This is a genomic window from Bradyrhizobium sp. USDA 4449 (genome assembly GCF_054056275.1).
The window spans coordinates 4,260,900-4,277,949 of the sequence record NZ_JBSRYD010000001.1 but is presented as its reverse complement, the minus strand read 5'-3'; the positions used below and the strand labels follow the sequence as shown (position 1 = coordinate 4,277,949).

20 protein-coding genes are annotated in these 17,050 nt (G+C 63.7%); 12 read left to right on the top strand and 8 right to left on the bottom strand.

Annotated features, from left to right (window positions below):
- Positions 1–8: 8 nt before the first annotated feature.
- From crcB (ACVIIW_RS19985) to clpS, 4 genes are read left to right on the top strand one after another with little or no spacing between them, the layout of a single operon-like run.
- The gene (crcB, locus tag ACVIIW_RS19985; protein WP_456702292.1) at positions 9–398 is read left to right on the top strand and encodes a fluoride efflux transporter CrcB; all 390 of its coding nucleotides are present in this window, start codon (positions 9–11) and stop codon (positions 396–398) included.
- Positions 399–404: 6 nt separating this feature from the next.
- Positions 405–830, top strand: coding sequence for a fluoride efflux transporter CrcB (gene crcB / locus ACVIIW_RS19980; protein ID WP_456702291.1), 426 nt, complete (start codon positions 405–407; stop codon positions 828–830).
- A gap of 2 nt (positions 831–832) precedes the next feature.
- Positions 833–1,174, top strand: a complete 342-nt coding sequence (locus ACVIIW_RS19975; protein WP_456702290.1) for a DUF190 domain-containing protein — start codon at positions 833–835, stop codon at positions 1,172–1,174.
- A gap of 44 nt (positions 1,175–1,218) precedes the next feature.
- The gene (gene clpS / locus ACVIIW_RS19970) at positions 1,219–1,524 is read left to right on the top strand and encodes an ATP-dependent Clp protease adapter ClpS (protein ID WP_354086251.1); all 306 of its coding nucleotides are present in this window, start codon (positions 1,219–1,221) and stop codon (positions 1,522–1,524) included.
- Positions 1,525–1,593: 69 nt separating this feature from the next.
- On the opposite strand, the gene aroC is transcribed toward clpS, so the two are convergent.
- The 3 genes from aroC to fabI all read right to left on the bottom strand — a co-directional run bounded on the left by aroC (position 1,594) and on the right by fabI (position 4,203).
- Positions 1,594–2,682, bottom strand: coding sequence for a chorismate synthase (gene aroC, locus ACVIIW_RS19965; protein WP_456702289.1), 1,089 nt, complete (start codon positions 2,680–2,682; stop codon positions 1,594–1,596).
- 66 nt (positions 2,683–2,748) lie between these two features.
- A complete protein-coding gene (locus ACVIIW_RS19960; RefSeq protein ID WP_456702288.1) occupies positions 2,749–3,369 on the bottom strand; it encodes a histidine phosphatase family protein in 621 nt (206 codons plus the stop codon).
- Between the two features lie 12 nt (positions 3,370–3,381).
- Positions 3,382–4,203, bottom strand: coding sequence for an enoyl-ACP reductase FabI (gene fabI, locus ACVIIW_RS19955; RefSeq protein ID WP_456702287.1), 822 nt, complete (start codon positions 4,201–4,203; stop codon positions 3,382–3,384).
- 173 nt (positions 4,204–4,376) lie between these two features.
- Here fabI and ACVIIW_RS19950 point away from each other — a divergent pair, with 173 nt between their 5' ends.
- Positions 4,377–4,865: a sigma-70 family RNA polymerase sigma factor gene (locus tag ACVIIW_RS19950; RefSeq protein ID WP_092227756.1), complete on the top strand. Its 489-nt coding sequence runs from the start codon at positions 4,377–4,379 to the stop codon at positions 4,863–4,865.
- A gap of 106 nt (positions 4,866–4,971) precedes the next feature.
- Entirely contained in the window at positions 4,972–5,742 is a 771-nt protein-coding gene (locus ACVIIW_RS19945) for an anti-sigma factor family protein (RefSeq protein ID WP_456702286.1), read from the top strand.
- Between the two features lie 311 nt (positions 5,743–6,053).
- Here the strand turns inward: ACVIIW_RS19945 and ACVIIW_RS19940 are convergent, their stop codons facing one another.
- Complete coding sequence (locus ACVIIW_RS19940) at positions 6,054–7,013, bottom strand: DnaJ C-terminal domain-containing protein (protein WP_456702285.1); 960 nt, start codon at positions 7,011–7,013, stop codon at positions 6,054–6,056.
- Between the two features lie 109 nt (positions 7,014–7,122).
- Complete coding sequence (locus ACVIIW_RS19935; RefSeq protein ID WP_456702284.1) at positions 7,123–7,530, bottom strand: RT0821/Lpp0805 family surface protein; 408 nt, start codon at positions 7,528–7,530, stop codon at positions 7,123–7,125.
- Positions 7,531–7,643: 113 nt separating this feature from the next.
- Between ACVIIW_RS19935 and pdxH the strand changes: the two genes are divergently transcribed.
- On the top strand, positions 7,644–8,285 hold the full coding sequence (gene pdxH, locus ACVIIW_RS19930) for a pyridoxamine 5'-phosphate oxidase (RefSeq protein WP_456702283.1): 642 nt from the start codon (positions 7,644–7,646) through the stop codon (positions 8,283–8,285).
- 51 nt (positions 8,286–8,336) lie between these two features.
- Positions 8,337–9,089, top strand: coding sequence for an SDR family NAD(P)-dependent oxidoreductase (locus ACVIIW_RS19925; protein ID WP_456702282.1), 753 nt, complete (start codon positions 8,337–8,339; stop codon positions 9,087–9,089).
- A 165-nt stretch (positions 9,090–9,254) separates the two neighbouring features.
- Here ACVIIW_RS19925 and ACVIIW_RS19920 read toward each other — a convergent pair whose 3' ends face one another.
- Both ACVIIW_RS19920 and ACVIIW_RS19915 read right to left on the bottom strand, forming a co-directional pair.
- Entirely contained in the window at positions 9,255–9,473 is a 219-nt protein-coding gene (locus ACVIIW_RS19920; protein ID WP_456702281.1) for a hypothetical protein, read from the bottom strand.
- A 203-nt stretch (positions 9,474–9,676) separates the two neighbouring features.
- The gene (locus ACVIIW_RS19915) at positions 9,677–10,654 is read right to left on the bottom strand and encodes a magnesium transporter CorA family protein (protein WP_456702280.1); all 978 of its coding nucleotides are present in this window, start codon (positions 10,652–10,654) and stop codon (positions 9,677–9,679) included.
- A gap of 338 nt (positions 10,655–10,992) precedes the next feature.
- Here ACVIIW_RS19915 and ACVIIW_RS19910 point away from each other — a divergent pair, with 338 nt between their 5' ends.
- Positions 10,993–11,673 (top strand): L,D-transpeptidase, encoded by a 681-nt coding sequence (locus ACVIIW_RS19910; protein WP_456702279.1) that lies wholly within the window; start codon positions 10,993–10,995, stop codon positions 11,671–11,673.
- A 37-nt stretch (positions 11,674–11,710) separates the two neighbouring features.
- Here ACVIIW_RS19910 and ACVIIW_RS19905 read toward each other — a convergent pair whose 3' ends face one another.
- Entirely contained in the window at positions 11,711–12,790 is a 1,080-nt protein-coding gene (locus ACVIIW_RS19905; RefSeq protein ID WP_456702278.1) for an extensin family protein, read from the bottom strand.
- A gap of 65 nt (positions 12,791–12,855) precedes the next feature.
- On the opposite strand from ACVIIW_RS19905, the gene ACVIIW_RS19900 reads away from it, so the two are divergent.
- The 3 genes from ACVIIW_RS19900 to ACVIIW_RS19890 all read left to right on the top strand — a co-directional run bounded on the left by ACVIIW_RS19900 (position 12,856) and on the right by ACVIIW_RS19890 (position 16,999).
- Positions 12,856–14,484, top strand: coding sequence for a fatty-acid--CoA ligase (locus ACVIIW_RS19900; RefSeq protein ID WP_456702277.1), 1,629 nt, complete (start codon positions 12,856–12,858; stop codon positions 14,482–14,484).
- 152 nt (positions 14,485–14,636) lie between these two features.
- Positions 14,637–15,842, top strand: a complete 1,206-nt coding sequence (locus ACVIIW_RS19895; RefSeq protein ID WP_456702276.1) for an ABC transporter substrate-binding protein — start codon at positions 14,637–14,639, stop codon at positions 15,840–15,842.
- 302 nt (positions 15,843–16,144) lie between these two features.
- Positions 16,145–16,999 (top strand): DUF1499 domain-containing protein, encoded by an 855-nt coding sequence (locus ACVIIW_RS19890; protein ID WP_456702275.1) that lies wholly within the window; start codon positions 16,145–16,147, stop codon positions 16,997–16,999.
- The last annotated feature ends 51 nt before the right edge of the window (positions 17,000–17,050 follow it).

The following is a 17,050-nucleotide window of genomic DNA, read 5'->3' as shown; positions in this document are numbered from 1 at the left end:
CATTCATCGTGCTGAGCGGGGTGATCGCCATCGTGATCGGCAGCGTGCTGGGCGGCTGCGCCCGCTATTTCGTCTCCGGCGCGATCGCGCGGCGGCTGGGCGAGACGTTTCCCTGGGGTACCATGACGATCAATGTCAGCGGCGCCTTCCTGATCGGTATTTTCGGCGCGCTGGCGACACATCCCGGCTCTGTATTCGCCTCGCCCAATCCGTGGCTGTTCGCGGTGACCGGCTTCCTCGGCTGCTACACCACGGTATCCTCGTTCAGCCTGCAGACGCTGACCCTGGCGCGCAACGGCGAGCCGCTTCACGCGCTCGGCAATGTCGTATTCTCGGTTGGACTGTGCCTCGCGGCGGTGAGCTGCGGTTTCCTCCTTGCAGACAGTCTCGGGGGATAGAGGCAAATGAAGCCCTCCTCCGCCGACCGCTGGCGTACCGCAATCCTCTATGCCTGGGTCTCTGCCGGCAGTATCGTCGGCGGGCTGACGCGCTATCTGGTCGGGCTTGCCCTCGATACCGGCCCCGGCTTCCCATTCGCGACGCTGTTCATCAACGCGACGGGCTCGCTCGTCATCGGGTTCTACGCGACGCTGACCGGCCCCGACGGCCGCGTGCTGGCAAGGCCGGAGCACCGGCAGTTCGTGATGACCGGCTTCTGCGGTGGCTACACCACCTTCTCGACCTTCAGCCTCGAGACCTTCCGCCTATTCCATGGCGGCATGAAATATACTGCCCTCGCCTATATCGCCGCGTCCGTCGTCTGCTGGCTGGTGTCGGTATGGGCGGGGCATATGATGGCCAATCGCTACAATCGCTTGACGAGGAGCTGACCATGCAAATCCCCAATCAGGCTCTTTCGCTCCGGATCTTCATCGGCGAGAGCGACCATTACGGCGGCAGGCCGCTCTATGAAGCCATCGTGACAACGGCGCGCGAGCGGCATCTCGCCGGTGCCACCGTGCTGCGCGGTCCCATGGGCTTCGGCAAGTCGAGCCGGCTTCACACCTCGAAAATCCTGCGGCTCTCGGAGGATCTGCCGCTCCTGATCGAGATCGTGGACAGCGAAGACAACATCAACGCATTCCTGCCCATCCTGGATGGCATGATGTCGAGCGGGCTGATCACCTTGGAGAAGGTGAAGGTCCTGCAATATGGTACGAGGGCCGTGAGCTGATCGCTTCGGCCCGGAACCGAGCCCCGCCGTATCAAGGAGGCGGAATGAACGACACCGTCACCACACCCAAGACGCGGACCAGGACCAAGGTCGAGCGGCCGAAGCTGCACAAGGTCATCCTGATCAACGACGACTACACGCCGCGTGAGTTCGTCACGATGATCCTCAAGGCGGAATTCCGCATGACCGAGGACCAAGCCTACAAGGTCATGATCACCGCGCACAAGCTAGGGGCCTGCGTCGTCGCCGTGTTCACCAGGGACGTCGCCGAGACCAAGGCCACCCGCGCCACCGACGCCGCCCGCACCAAAGGCTATCCGCTGTTGTTCACGACGGAGCCGGAGGAATAGCCGCACCTCTCAAGACGCTGATGGGTCGTTGCTCCGGCCGGAGCTTTCAATGACATGGCGGATCATGCGCTACCGCCCGATCTGCCCGCGGTCCCGCAAAAAGTGGTCGGCCAGCACGCAGGCCATCATGGCTTCGCCGACGGGGACGGCGCGGATGCCGACGCAGGGGTCGTGACGGCCCTTGGTGAAGATCTCGGTATCGGCGCCCTTGCGATCGACGGTGAGGCGCGGCTGCAGGATCGACGAGGTCGGCTTCACCGCGAAACGCACCACGATCGGCTGTCCCGTGGAGATGCCGCCCAGAACGCCGCCGGCGTGATTGGACAGGAAGCGCGTGCCGTCATTGCCGGTGCGCATCTCGTCGGCGTTCTCTTCGCCGGTGAGCTCGGCGGCGCCAAAGCCGGCGCCGATCTCGACGCCCTTCACCGCGTTGATGGACATCATCGCGCCCGCCAGATCGGAATCGAGCTTCGCATAGATCGGCGCGCCAAGTCCTGCCGGCACCCCCTCGGCGACGATCTCGAGCACCGCGCCGATCGAGGAACCGCTCTTGCGGATGCCGTCGAGATAGGTCTCGAAGAAAGCCGCCTTGTCCTTGTCAGGACAGAAGAAAGGATTGTTCGCAATCTCGTCCCAGTCCCACTTCGCGCGGTCGATCTTGTGCGGGCCGATCTGCACCAGTGCACCGCGCACCTTCACATCGGGCAGCACCTTTCGCGCGATCGCACCGGCCGCGACGCGCATCGCCGTCTCGCGCGCCGAGGAACGACCGCCGCCGCGAAAGTCGCGCAGGCCGTACTTCGCCTCATAGGTGAAGTCGGCGTGACCGGGGCGAAACTTGTCCTTGATCTCCGAATAGTCCTTCGAGCGCTGGTCGGTGTTCTCGATCAGAAGCCCGATCGGCGTGCCCGTGGTCACCTGCACCCCGGTCTCCGGATGCGCCATCACGCCAGACAGGATCTTGACCTGGTCCGGCTCCTGGCGTTGGGTCGTGAAGCGCGACTGGCCCGGCTTGCGGCGATCAAGGTCCCGCTGAATGTCGGCCTCGGTGAGCGGGATCATCGGCGGGCAGCCGTCGACCACGCAGCCAATCGCCACGCCATGGCTCTCGCCAAAGGTGGTGACGCGGAACATGTGGCCGAAGGTGTTGAAGGACATTGCTGCTCGCTGGCTCGTAAGTCAGTTCTGATTTGTGGTAGCGCCGGGAAACACGGCGTTCAACCCCTAGCATGACGGCCAATTGACCTGGCTGAACTTCTCCAGCCGGCCGTCACGGAACACGTAGACGACGCCCTGCTCGATGTAGAGCTCGGCGGCGCTGGCCGGCGTCTCGAGGCCGAGCGAGACCATCAGGGCCCGGCAGGTGCCGCCATGGGCGACCGCGACGGTGTCGGTCCGGATTTCGTCGTACCAGGCGCGGACGCGGACCTGGACGTCGGCATAGGTCTCCGCCCCCGCAGGACCCACCGTCCATTTATCGGCCAGACGTCTCGCGTAGATCTCGGGATCCTTCGCTTCGCTCTCGGCGAGCGTCAGCCCTTCCCAGACGCCGTAGCCGATCTCGCGCAGGCGATCGTCCAGCATATAATCGGTCGCTGGCAATTCGAGCTTGCTGCGCGCGAGCTCCATGGTTTGGCGCGCACGGCCGAGCGGGCTCGACACATAGCGCAGCGCCGCCTTGTCGCGGCCGTCGCGCTCGAGGAGATCGGCCAGAATGACGCCTGCCTGCAAGGCCTGGCCGCGGCCGCGCGCGTTCAGCGGAACGTCCCTGGTGCCCTGGAGCCGTCCGAGCGCATTCCACTCGGTCTCGCCGTGGCGAAGATAATAGATCGTGGGCACGGGCATTGCCGGTGGCGGTCAGTCCTTGCCGCCGAGCGAGACATCAGGCGCGTCGGGCCGCTTCATGCCGAGCACGTGGTAGCCGGCATCGACGTGGTGCACTTCGCCGGTGACGCCGCGCGACAGGTCGGACAAGAAATACAGCGAACTGTCACCGACCTCCTCGATCGTCACGTTGCGGCGCAGCGGCGCGTTCACCTCGTTGTATTTGAGCAGAAGGCGTGAATCCGCGATGCCGGCGAACGCCAGCGTCTTGATCGGGCCCGCCGAGATCGCGTTGACGCGGATCGCCTTCTCGCCGAGATCGGCGGCCAGATAGCGAACGCTCGCCTCCAGCGCCGCCTTGGCAACGCCCATGACGTTGTAGTTCGGCATCCACTTCTCGGAACCGTAATAGCTCAGCGTGATGATGGAGCCGCCGTCGGGCATCAGCTTCTCGGCACGCTGCGCCACCGCAGTCAGCGAGTAGCAGGAGATCAGCATCGACTTGGAGAAATTGTCGGCGGTGGTGTCGACGTAGCGGCCCTCGAGCTGATCCTTGTCGGCGAACGCGATCGCGTGCACGACGAAATCGATCTTGCCCCATTTCTCCTTCACCACGTCGAACACCGCATCGATGGTCGCGGCATCGGTGACGTCGCAATGGCCGAGCATGAGCGCGCCGAGCTCGGCGGCCAGCGGCTCGACGCGCTTCTTCAGCGCATCGCCCTGATAGGTGAGCGCGATCTCGGCGCCGGCCGCCTGGCATGCCTTGGCGATGCCCCAGGCGATCGAGCGGTTGTTGGCAACGCCGAGGATGACCCCGCGCTTGCCCTGCATCAGACCTGAATTCTGCGCCATTTCTTCATGTCCCGTCGAGCTGGATCGAGGTTTGGAGGTACACCAGCCCTCCCCTGCGGTACAGTCCTAATACGCGGCGTTAACGCTGTTTCCAGCGCCGGAATAGGCGTTCCGTTCGGGTGTTATGATCGCTATGGGCGCTCGCGCCTGATGTGAAGGACGTCATCAAGGCAATGAGTGCGTTTCGCCAGAGCGTGGAAGCCATGATCCCGGCGTTGCGCCGTTACGCCCGCGCGCTCACGCGCGACGCGGATGCGGCCGACGATCTGGTGCAGGACACGCTGGTGCGCGCATTGCGCTCGGAGCGATTGTTTCTCGGAGGCGACGTCAGGAGCTGGCTCTACACGATCCTGACCAACCTCAACAAGAACCGGCGGCGCTCGCTGGCAAGGCGCCCGCAATTCATGCAGCTGACGGAGAACAATCCGGATGCCAGCGGGACGGAGGCCGAAGGACGCGATATCGAACGGGCACTCTCGACCCTGGTCGAGGAGCAACGCTCGGTGCTGCTGCTGGTGATGCTGGAAGGCATGAGCTACCGCGAGGTCGCCGACATCCAGGCCGTGCCGATCGGCACGGTCATGTCGCGCCTGGCGCGCGCCCGCGCCCACGTCAAAGCCTCTCTGGAGGGTGAGCGCCCCGCACTCAGGCGGGTGAAATGATGGCAGGATTGATGCGCCGCGCACGCCGCATGCGCTGCGCGAAGCGAGAAGCAGCGCAGTCGAACCGCGTGGAATATTTTGGGCCGCAGAGCCAGAGACGACCGATATGAACGACCAACGAATTTCAGTGACCGAGGACGAACTCCACGCCTATGTCGACGGCGAGCTGCCGGCCGAGCGCCGCGCAGACGTCGAGGCCTGGCTCGCCGCCCATCCCGAGGATGCCGAGCGGGTGCAGTCATGGCGCGCCATGGCCGAGATGCTGCACGCGCGCTACGACAGCGTGGCCCAGGAGCCGGTACCAGTCCGGCTTGAGCTGGAACGGCTGGAGCGCCGTCCCCGGCAATGGTTCTACCGCGCCGCAGCCGCCGTGCTCGTCGCTTTCGTCGCCGGCGGCACGGCCGGCTGGGTCGCGCATGGCGTCAAGGCCGCCCCATCGACCTTTCAGAGCTTCACGGAGGACGCGCTCGACGCTCACCGCCTGTATGTCGTGGAGGTCCGCCACCCCGTCGAGGTGCCCGGCAATGAGCGCGACCATCTCCAGGCCTGGCTGACCAAGCGGTGCGGCTGGACAGTGTTCGCACCGAACCTCGAGGCGAGCGGGTTGAAGCTCGTCGGCGGCCGGCTGCTGCCGGGGCCGAGCGGCCCGGCGTCGTTCCTGATGTATGAGGGTCCCTCCGGCGAGCGCTTTACGATCTACACCGCCAAGACCGAGAGCGGTGCCACCCAGATGCGCTATGCCAGGGAGGACAAGGACGGATCGCTGTTCTGGGCGGATCGCGGCGTCGGCTATGTCGTCACTGGCGGCACCGATCGCGATCGGCTGACCAAGGTGGCGCAGTCCGTGTACGACCAAGCCGAGAAGAACGGCGGCTAGACAACTGCGCAAGCGCAATGCCCTGATTCCGTCATCGAAAATTTGGAATCAAGACATGTATGCGTCTCATTATCGCACCGGGTGCTCACGCGATATGAGTGGCGTTCGATCCGCCGATCGACGCGGGCGGCCTCGATTGGGGTTTTTGGTACCGCGCTGGTCCCCCTCTCGAGGCCGCACCTTTTTGTCGGCGGCCCCGCCGGACAGCCGATAGGTCGAGTACATGAAGCGCTACCACGCTTCAGGCATATGATCAGCATCATGTCCCGGATGATGCCGTAGGCCTTTAGGAGAACCCCTTGGGTCGATCTCTAGCCAAGCCCGCTACGTGGATTGTAGGGGTGCTGGTTCCGCCACTTCTCCATCAATGCTTCAAGCTCGGCGTCGTTCCCGTCCGGTAGCATAATCCTGACGGTGACAAAAAGATCCCCGGTTCCGCCGGATTTCGGCAAGCCCTTACCTTTGAGGCGGAAGGTCCGGCCGCTGGAGGTATTTTTCGGGACCGACAGTTCCACCGCATTGCCGAGCGTAGGCACGCGGACCTTGGCCCCGAGGACGGCCTCGTAGAGCGTGACCGGCAGCTCGATCCTGAGATCGGCGCCCTCGACCTTGAAGAACGGGTGCGGCGCGATGCCGATGGTGATCAGGAGATCGCCGGGCGGATGGCCCTGTGCGGTCTCGCCCTGCCCCCGCAACCGGATCTGCTGACCCTCGATGACGCCGGCCGGAATCTTGACGTTCAGTTCCTTGCCATTCGGCAACCGGACGCGCTTCTCGCCGCCCTTGACCGACTCTTCCAGCGTGACGGACATCGCGACGTTGACGTCGAGATCGAGACCGATCCCGCCGGTATCGAATTCGAACTGGGCGCCGCCGGCCCCGGGCCGTGCACCGCGCATCCCGCCGCCGAACATGCTGTTGAGGATATCCTCGAACGCGCCCGCGCCCTGGCCGGGGCCCGCGCCGCCGCCACGGAAACTGTAGCTTTCGAACCCGCCGGGACCCGCACGTCCGCGCGGCCCGCCGCCCGGAAAGCCCTGGAAGCGCGGCTTGCCCTCGGCGTCGATCTCGCCGCGATCGAACTGCTTGCGCTTGTCCTCGTCGCCGATGATCTCGTTGGCCGAATTGATCTCGGAGAAGCGCTCTGCGGCCTTGGGATCACCCTTGTTACTGTCGGGATGATGCTTCTTGGCCAGCTTGCGATAGGCGCTCTTGATCGCGGCAGCGTTCGCGCTCCGCGGCACCCCCAAGACCTCATAGGGGTCGCGCATCCGTCACGTCTCCTTCAAGAAATCGAATTGTTCAAAGGGCTCGCCGCCCCACCTGCGATCAATGTGGGGTTTGAGTGGTATTTTTGCAACTAGTCAGTCGAGCCGAATCCTAGCTGCGCCACGGCTTTAGCGTATGAATCTCCCAACGGCCATGGCTGCTTTGGCAGCCCGCGCCCTCGAGCCAGCTTTCGGTGTTGCCGTTGACGTAGCTCGCCAGGAAGTCGCGGCACCTGCGACCGTCCTCGGCGGCATAGGACTGCGCGATCGGCGTCACCGAACCGCGCGCGCCGGTTTCCGGATTCTCCCAGTGCTGGCTGGCGTCCTTGTCGCCCATGCTCAGCACGTCCGATGCGGCGTTGCGGGCGAAGGCGAGATCGCTCTCGGTTGGCGGAGCATCCTTCGCCCGTCGCGAGATCGAGCCGGTGAGGTCGTTGCCGTCGGTCTTGGCGTAGGCATTGATGTCCGGGCGGGACAGGCTGCAGCCGCCGGCGCCGAGCCCGACCAGAATCATCGCCATGGCGAGGCTCGAAAGCCGCATCGCCGATAGGCCAACGCGTTCCCATGCCCTATATAGGGCAGTAGCCGACAACAGCGCGCTTTGGGCCGCGGGACGCAATTCGGACTCCAGGCATGACCGACACGACCTCGATGAAACACCAGACACCCTTAACATCCGGTGATTTTACCGCCGCCGACGAGCCGTTCGCGCTGTTCGAGGCCTGGCTGAACGAGGCGATCAAGAGCGAGCCGAACGATCCCAACGCAATGGCGCTCGCAACCGTCGATCCGGAGGGCCTGCCTGACGTACGCATGGTGCTGATGAAAGGCTTCGATACCGGGGGTTTCGTCTTCTACAGCCACATCGCGAGCCAGAAGGGCCGCGAACTCGCCGCAAACCCTAAGGCAGCGTTACTGTTTCACTGGAAGTCGCTGCGCCGTCAGGTCCGCATCCGCGGCAACGTGACGCCGGTGACCGATGCCGAGGCCGACGCCTATTTCGCGACGCGCCCAAAGCAGGCACAGATCGGCGCCTGGGCCAGCAAGCAGTCGCAAGAGCTGGAGAGCCGTTTCGCCTTCGAGCAGGCCATCGCCAAGGTCGCGGCCAGGCACGTGATCGGCGAGGTGCCGCGGCCGCCGGGCTGGAGCGGCTGGCGTATTGTGCCTTCGCGCATCGAGTTCTGGCACGACCGCCCATTCCGCCTGCACGACCGCATCGAATTTCGTCGTGACGCGGCCGGCCAGAAATGGTCCAAGACACGGATGTATCCCTAGCGCCTTCTCTCGATCCTCATCTTGATCTTTGGGCCGACCTGAAAGATGTCCATGCCGCATTCGTCCAATGCGCCGCGCCGCACGCTGCTCCTGACCGGAGCGAGCCGCGGTATCGGCCACGCCACGGTGATCCGCTTCTCGTCGGCGGGCTGGCGCGTCATCACCTGCTCGCGGCATCCGTTCCCGGAGGATTGCCCGTGGGATGCAGGCCCCGAGGACCACATCCAGGTCGACCTCGGCAACCCCGCCGACACCGCTCGCGCGATCTCCGACATCCGCAACCGGCTCGAAGGCGGCATGTTGCACGCGCTGGTCAACAACGCCGCGATCTCGCCGAAAGGTCCCGGCGGCTCAAGGCTCGGTTCCGTCGACACCGATCTCGATACCTGGACGCATGTCTTCCACGTCAACTTCTTCGCGCCAATCATGATCGCGCGCGGATTGATCGATGAATTGAAGGCGGCCAAGGGCTCGGTCGTGAACGTCACCTCGATCGCGGGCTCGCGCGTGCATCCCTTCGCGGGCGCGGCGTATGCAACCTCGAAGGCCGCGCTCGCATCGCTGACGCGCGAGATGGCCTCGGACTTCGGCCGCATCGGTGTCCGCGTCAACGCGATCGCGCCGGGCGAGATCGATACCTCCATCCTGTCGCCGGGCACCGAGAAGATCGTCGACCAGCAGATTCCGATGCACCGCCTTGGTACGCCCGACGAGGTCGCCAAGATCATCTACGTGCTGTGCACGGACACCAGCTCCTACGTGAACGGCGCCGAGATCCACATCAACGGCGGCCAGCACGTCTAGGGTCTGGTCACTGCGAGCGAAGCGAAGCAATCCAGACGGCCTCAACGGAGACAGTCTGGATTGCTTCTCGCTACTCGCAATGACGAATGGTGACGTGGTCGGGGAAGCCAGGCCATCCAGAGAACGCCGCCGCAACACTGGATCGCCTGCCGTTCCTTCCGCTGCTCAATCCAGGCGAATGCGACGCGACCGGTCGCGCAACCGTGGTGCAGCTTCGTTGAATGCCGTCGAACAGTCGTCATCGCTCTCGCCATCGAGCAGCGGCGCACCACAGTGCCGGCACATGCGCGTCGACAACGACGGCGCCTTGCCGCTCGCCATGAGCTGGCGATAGCTCGTCAGATCAATGACGTTGCGGGGCGTCGTTATTTGTTTTTCAACCATGGCTGTTCCTCGCGGCTAACCGGCTGCTTATCGCAGACAAGTTTCGCGCAAACGTTCAGCCCACCGCTCAAATTTTACCGGAGGAATTGGGGCACGGCCCACACATCACGGCGCAGCCGCAATGACGATCTATTCTGCGACACCATCCGCCCTGTCTCTGCAACCGGCGTAAGGTCTCGCTCACTATTTTCGAAAGCGCACGCTCACAGCCACTTCTTCCACTTGAAGATCCAGTACGGGACGATCGCGGCAAACACCATCAGCACCAGCGCGAACGGATAGCCGTGCGCCCATTCCAGCTCCGGCATCGACTTGAAGTTCATGCCGTAGATCGAGGCGATCAGCGTCGGGGGCATCAGGACAACAGCCATGACCGAAAACAGCTTGATGATGTTGTTCTGCTCGAGATTGACGACGCCGAGCATGGCGTCGAGCACGAAGGTGATCTTGCTGGAGAGATAGGAGGCGTGGTCGGTCAGGGAAGCGACGTCGCGCTGCATGGTCTTGAGCTGCTCGCGCATGTCCTTGGACCATTTCACGCCCTCCACGACCGCGGAGAGGAAGGTGACGACGCGGCCGATCGAGACCAGGCTCTCGCGAACCTTGGAGGTCAGATCGCCCTTGCGGCCGATCGAGATCAGGATCTGCGAGTATTGCTTGGCGTGGCCGTGCCGCTCGCTCTCGGGCTCGAAGATGTCGTGGCTGACCTGGTCGATCTCCATGCCGCAGCGTTCGAGAATATCGGCGCAGCGGTCGATTACGGCATCCAGGAGCTCCATCAGCACCATCTCGCCTGTGATCGCGGGGGTGCAGGACCGCGCCAGCTTGTTTTCGACCAGGGCGAACGGCTTGGGCTGGTCGTAGCGCACCGTGACCAGGCGGTGGTCGCCGAGGATGAAGGTCACCGCCGTGGTGCGGGGCATGTCGGTATCGGAGTGGCACATCAGCGTCGCGGTCATGTAGCGCGCGCTGTTCTCGATATAGAGGCGGCTGGAGATCTCGATTTCCTGCATGTCCTCCCGGGTCGGGATCGCAATGCCCAGGAGGCGCTCCACAGCCTTGTCCTCGGCCGCGGTCGGGTTGACCAGATCAACCCACACGGCGTGATCAGGCACGGCCTCGAGATCGTCGACGACGGCCTTCTTCAGGGAGGAGTCGGAGGGAACGAACACAGAAAACATGAACAACTCCAGGAGAGCGCCTGCGACAGAATGACAGCCCCTTAGCGCGATTCTGACAAGTTCATGATGACAAGCACATTAACGGGGCGGCTGCATTTGTGGCGACAAAGCGGCGTAACTGTGGCACGGAATCGACAGCTGTGCTTTTCGCGCCAAAAAGGCCGCCTAAAGACGCAAAACTTGCGGCAAAAAAGCCACAGGTTGGGTCTCGCAGCGCGGGATAAGCCCCTAAATGCTGGAATTGTGGCAGATTTCAAAGATAATGAAATCAACGGAGTCGAAGGCCTTGGCGCTACGCTTGAGGACCTGCGCGGTATTGTCTTGATTGGAACCAAACCATGTCGTCGCTGAAGGTTATGTTGGGAGTTTTGGCTGCCGGCTTCATGCTGTCGGGCTGCATGCAGGCCACGCATTACGAAGCCACCAACACTCAGAATTTCAAGCCGAAGGACAAGGAACTCCTTGCCAAGATCCGGTACGAGAATACGCCGGTCGCAGAGCCTTTCCGTCGTGCCATCGTTGACTACCACCGCAAGGAGTCGCCGGGCTCGATCGTGGTCGATTCCGACAACCACTACCTCTATTACGTCATGGATGGCGGCAAGGCGATCCGCTACGGCATCACCGTCGGCGAAGAGGCCATGGCCTGGTCCGGCATTGCCAAGGTCGGCAGCATGACCGAATGGCCGGCGTGGCACCCGACCCCGGGCGAGATCTCGCGCCTCGGCGTTCCGACCTACGTCGCCCCCGGTCCGGACAATCCGATGGGCTCGCGCGCGATGTACCTGTACTCGGGCGGCAAGGACACGCTGTTCCGCATTCACGGCACCAACCAGCCTGAATATATCGGCGCCTCGATCTCCTCGGGCTGCATCCGCCTGACCAACGAGGACGCGATCGACCTCTATAACCGCGTCAAGATCGGCACCATCGTCGTGGTGCTGGAGCCGAAGCACGGCGACTCGCCCTATAATTCGCGTCTCGCGCTCCAGGGCGGCGGTGTTCCGACGCCGAACTAACCTTCGGCTGATCAAAAGATTTTTGAAAAGCGCCGGTTTACCGGCGCCTTTTTGCTGTCGGCTTGCTCCTGCCGGACTCGGCTGCCGGTTTGTCCGCCGGCGCAGCAGGGTTGGTGCTGTCCCGATCGTCGGCTCCATCCTTGCTGCCCTCGGATTTTGCTGCGACCTCGCGCGGCGGGGCCTCCTCGGGGCGCTCGGCCGGCAGGAGGGGGGCAACCTGGGGCAAGGGATCCCAGACGTTCCACTGGCAGATCCGGTAGTCGTTGCGGCGCTGCGCGAGATCGAGATGGATGTGGTCCTCGTGGTACCAGTCCGAGCCGGGCCCTAGCACCGTGGAAAAACGCGAGCAGACCGAATGCAGCACGCGCTCGCGCACATCGCGCGATACGGTGCGGTCAGTCAGACCGATCGACTGCCCGTTGGCTAGTTTCAGCGAACGGACGTCGAGTGCATTGGCCTTGCCGTGCTCGGACAGCATCGCGCCGACGACGCGGTTGCGGCCGCGGCACTCGAAGCTATCGAAATTGTCGAGTTCGGTGATGGTCGAGCCGAGGCTTGTGGCCAGCGGCACCATGTCGGTACGCACCCAATCCGCGATCGCCGAGGCCATCGTGCAGCGCAGGATCGCGGCCGGCTTGACCGCGACCCTGCGCTTGTCCGGCAGCACGATCGCCTCCAGCCGCACCAGATCCACACCGCCGCAGGCGCCTGGGCCGCGGATATCGGGAATGGAAGGCGCGATCGCGATGTCTTCGGTCAGCGCCGATCGACAGGCCGACAGCTGCTTCTCGGGAGGCGGCGCAACCTCCGCCGGCTTGCTGACGGCGGGCTTGTCTGGAGAAGGCTTGTCGGGGGCCTCCGGCGCGGCCTCAGCCGCTGCCTTGGGAGCCTCCTCAGGGCGCGGTCTTGGGAGTGGTACCTTGGTGAAATGAACGGACTTATGCCGGCGTGGTGCACCAGGACCAAAGATATCGAGCAGTGCAGCATGGTTTCTCGCCTCGGCCCGATCCGCGAGCACGAGCGTGAGCCCGACCGCAGCGGTAACCATCGCCGCGCCGGCGGACATATTGCCGCGACAAGACCATTTGCGGCGAAAGTCCGGCAGGCTAAAACTCATGACAATTCTTTGGCCCTGCGCTGAGAGCGACAATGCGCCCAGCGATTTCTCGGAGGAACGTCTGAATGCTCGGTTTGATGCAAGATTGGCCCCTGCTCTGCCACCGGATCATCGAACACGCCGCCAAGATTCACGGCAAGCAGGAGGTCGTCACGCGGTCGGTCGAGGGACCCATCCATCGCACCACCTACGCCGAAATCCACAAGCGCGCGCTCAAGGTCTCGCAGGTGCTGGACCGCGACGGCATCAAGCTCGGCGACCGTGTCGCCACGATCGCCTGGAACACCTGGCGCCATCTCGAGGTCTGGTACGGCATCATGGGTATCGGCGCCATCTGCCATACCATCAATCCCCGACTTTTCCCCGAGCAGATCGCCTGGATCATCAACCATGCGCAGGACCGCATTGTGATGGTCGACCTGACCTTCGTGCCGGTGCTGGAGAAGCTCGCCGACAAGCTGCCGAGCGTCGAGCGGTACGTCATCCTCACCGACAAGGCGCATATGCCCGAGACCAATTTGAAGAACGTCGTGGCCTACGAGGACTGGATCGCCGAGGCCGACGGCAAATTCAAATGGAAGGACTTTGACGAGAACACGGCGGCCGCGATGTGCTACACGTCGGGCACCACGGGCGACCCGAAGGGTGTGCTGTATTCGCATCGCTCCAACGTGCTGCACGCACTGATGGCCAACAACGTCGATGCGCTCGGCACCAGCGCCTCGGAGACGATGCTGCCGGTGGTTCCGCTGTTCCACGCCAACAGCTGGGGCATCGCCTTCTCCGCACCTTCGCAGGGCACCAAGCTCGTCATGCCCGGCCCCAAGCTCGACGGCGCCTCGGTCTACGAGCTGCTCTCCACCGAGAAGGTGACGCACACGGCCGGCGTGCCGACGGTGTGGCTGATGCTGCTCCAGCACATGAGTGCCAATAACCTGAAGCTGCCGGACCTGAAGATGGTGATCTGCGGCGGCTCGGCGATGCCGCGCTCCATGATCAAGGCATTCCTCGACATGGGCTCGAACGTCCGGCACGCCTGGGGCATGACCGAGATGAGCCCGATCGGCAGCGTCTCGGCGTTGAAGCCGCCGTTCCAGAACGCGACCGGCGATGCGCGTCTCGACGTCCTGCAGATGCAGGGCTATGCGCCCTTCGCAGTCGAGATGAAAATCACCGACGATGCCGGCAAGGAGCTGCCCTGGGACGGCAAGACCTTTGGCCGCCTCAAGGTCGCCGGCCCCGCCGTCGCCAAGGCCTATTTCAGTGTCGATGCCAACATCCTCGACGAGGAAGGCTTCTTCGATACCGGCGACGTCGCGACCATCGACGAGGGCGGTTACATGCGGATCACCGACCGCTCCAAGGACGTGATCAAGTCCGGCGGCGAGTGGATCTCCTCGATCGACCTCGAGAACCTCGCGGTCGGCCACCCGGCCGTGGCGGAGGCCGCCGTGATCGGCGTCTTCCACCCCAAATGGGACGAGCGTCCACTGCTGATCGTGCAGCTCAAGCAAGGCCAGCAGGCGACGCGCGACGACATCCTGAAGTACATGGACGGCAAGATCGCCAAATGGTGGATGCCTGACGATGTCGCCTTCGTCGAGGGCATACCGCACACCGCGACCGGCAAGATCCTGAAGACCGCGCTGCGCGACCAGTTCAAGGACTACCGCTTCCCGAACGCGGCAGCTTAACGCCCGCAGACATACCAAAGTCGAATTCGGCCCCTGCCATCGCGGAGGGGCCTGTTTCGTTTGCGGCCACGCGACCAAAGACGAATTGGAGCCGCCGCGGCGGCTCCCTAACGTCGCCGCCGCACTCCAAGCCAATAAGAGGGACGCTCAAGATGAAATTTTCGCTGCGAATGCTGCCGTGGCTGCTGGCCGCGTCCATGGCGGCCATCACCGCCGCAAAGGCGGCCGATAACAAGGTCGTGATCGGTGATATCGATGATATGTCCGGTCTCTACGCCGACGTGATCGGCCCTGGCGGGGTCGAAGCGGCCAAGATGGCAATCGAGGATTTCGGTGGCAGCGTCCTCGGCAACAAGATCGAGTTCATGGTCACCGACCATCAGAACAAGCCGGACCTTGGTGCGCAGAAATTCCGCGAATGGGCCGACCGCGACGGCGTCACCATGATCCTGGGCGGCTCGAACACCGGCGTCAGCCTGGCTATGAACAATGTTGCCAAGGAGAAGAAAATCCCGTTCATCGCGATCGGCGCCGCCGGCGCATCGCTGACCGGCAAGGACTGCACGCCCTACACCGTGCACTACGTCTACGACACCACGGCGCTCGGCAATGGCACCGCCAAGACCATGGTGAAACAGGGTGGCAAGACCTGGTTCTTCCTGACGGCAGACTATGCGTTCGGCACCCAGTTGCAGGAAGCCGCCTCGAACGTCGTCGAGGCCAATGGCGGCAAGGTGGTCGGCGCGGTGCGCGTGCCGCTTTCGACCTCCGACTTCTCCAGCTATCTGCTTCAGGCCCAAAACTCGGGTGCGCAGGTGCTGGGCCTCGCCAATGCGGGCAACGACTTTACCAACTCGATCAAGGCCGCCGACGAATTCGGCATCGCCAAGACGATGAAGCCGGCCGCATTGCTCGCCTTCATCAGCGACATTCACAGCCTCGGGCTCAAGACCGCGCAGGGGCTCTATCTGACGACCGGCTGGTACTGGGATCTCAATGACAAGACCCGCGCCTTCGCCAAGCGCTACTACGAGAAGACCAAGCGCGAGCCCACCATGAACCAGGCCGGCTACTATTCGGCCACCATGGCCTATCTCAACGCGGTCAAGGCTGCCGGCACCACCAACTCCGACAAGGTGATGGCCGAGCTCAAGAAGATGAAGATCGACGACATGTTCACCAGCAACGGCAAGATCCGCGCCGACGGACTGATGGAGCATGAGATGTACATCATGCAGGTGAAGAAGCCCGAGGAATCCAAGCAGCCCTGGGACTACTACAAGCTGGTGCAGACCATGTCCGGCGAGGAGGCATTCGGCAAGCTGTCGGATTCGGCCTGCCCCCTGGTCACGCACTGAGGCCTGGTCGAAAATCGAGAGCACATGAGCGAGGCGCACCTGTCGGTGCACCTCTCTCACGCGGTCCCTTCAAGGGGCCGTGTTCGTTTTCGGGCCGCACAATTGCGAACAGCCCCTCGCTTTCGAACCGCCATACACACCCATGTGGCTCGTCGCGGCCCTTGGGTCGATCGCTCCCACCCGAACTTTCACCGGTTCAGAACCGGGACAAACCGCTTCACAGCCCTGCGGAAAATGCGCTAGGTCAGCTTGCTCCCGTCGTCAGGCTTTCGCCCGGCGGCTCACATCGTTGATGGAACAGCATGGCCCGCAGGTTTTCCGCTCCCTACCAGTCGGAGCCCGTGTCCAGCCTCGCGAACTGGGCGCGCAATCTCGCCGTGTTCGCGGTGGTGGCGGTGGTGGTCTCGATCATCATCGTCCGTTTCGACTTCCTGGAGATGAAGCCGGCGCTGGCCACCTTCTTTGGCGGGCTCGCGATCGCTGGACTGTCCATCCTGTTCGGCCTCGCCGGCTTTGCCGCGATCTGGCAGAACGGCTCGCGCGGCATGGCGCGCATCCTGCTCGCCTTCCTGATCGACGGGGCGATCCTTGCCTATCCCGCGTATCAAGCCCTGCTCTATCGCAAGCTGCCGCCGATCCACGACATTACGACCGACCCGATCGACCCTCCACGCTTTGACGCGCTGTCGCGCCTGCGCACCGGCGATGGCACCAACACCGCCGTTTATGCCGGCCTCTATTCGGCCGAGCAGCAGCGCCATTTCTACCCCGATATCGAGCCGATCGAGCTTGAGATCCCCGTCGACCGGGCGTACGCGATCGCGCGCCGGCTCGTCATCAAGCGCAAATGGACCATTATCGACGAACGCGAGCCGCAGCCGCCGCGACGCATGGGCCGCATCGAGGCGGTGGCGCGCACGCCGATCATGGGCTTTCGCGAGGACGTCTCGATCAGGGTGGTGCCTGATGGTGACGATTCCCGCGTCGATATCCGCTCGGCCTCGCGCTATTTCGAGAGCGACCTCGGCAGCAACGCGGCGCGGGTGACCAAGTTCATCGACGATCTCAACACCGCAGCCGATGCCGACGCGCTGAAACCGGTGAAGAAGACGCCAGTGGCGCCGCCGAAGGCGCCCGCGAAGACGGTGAAGAAATAGCGAATAGCCAGTCGCGAATAGCGAGTGAAAGCCCTCTTATTCGCCACTCGC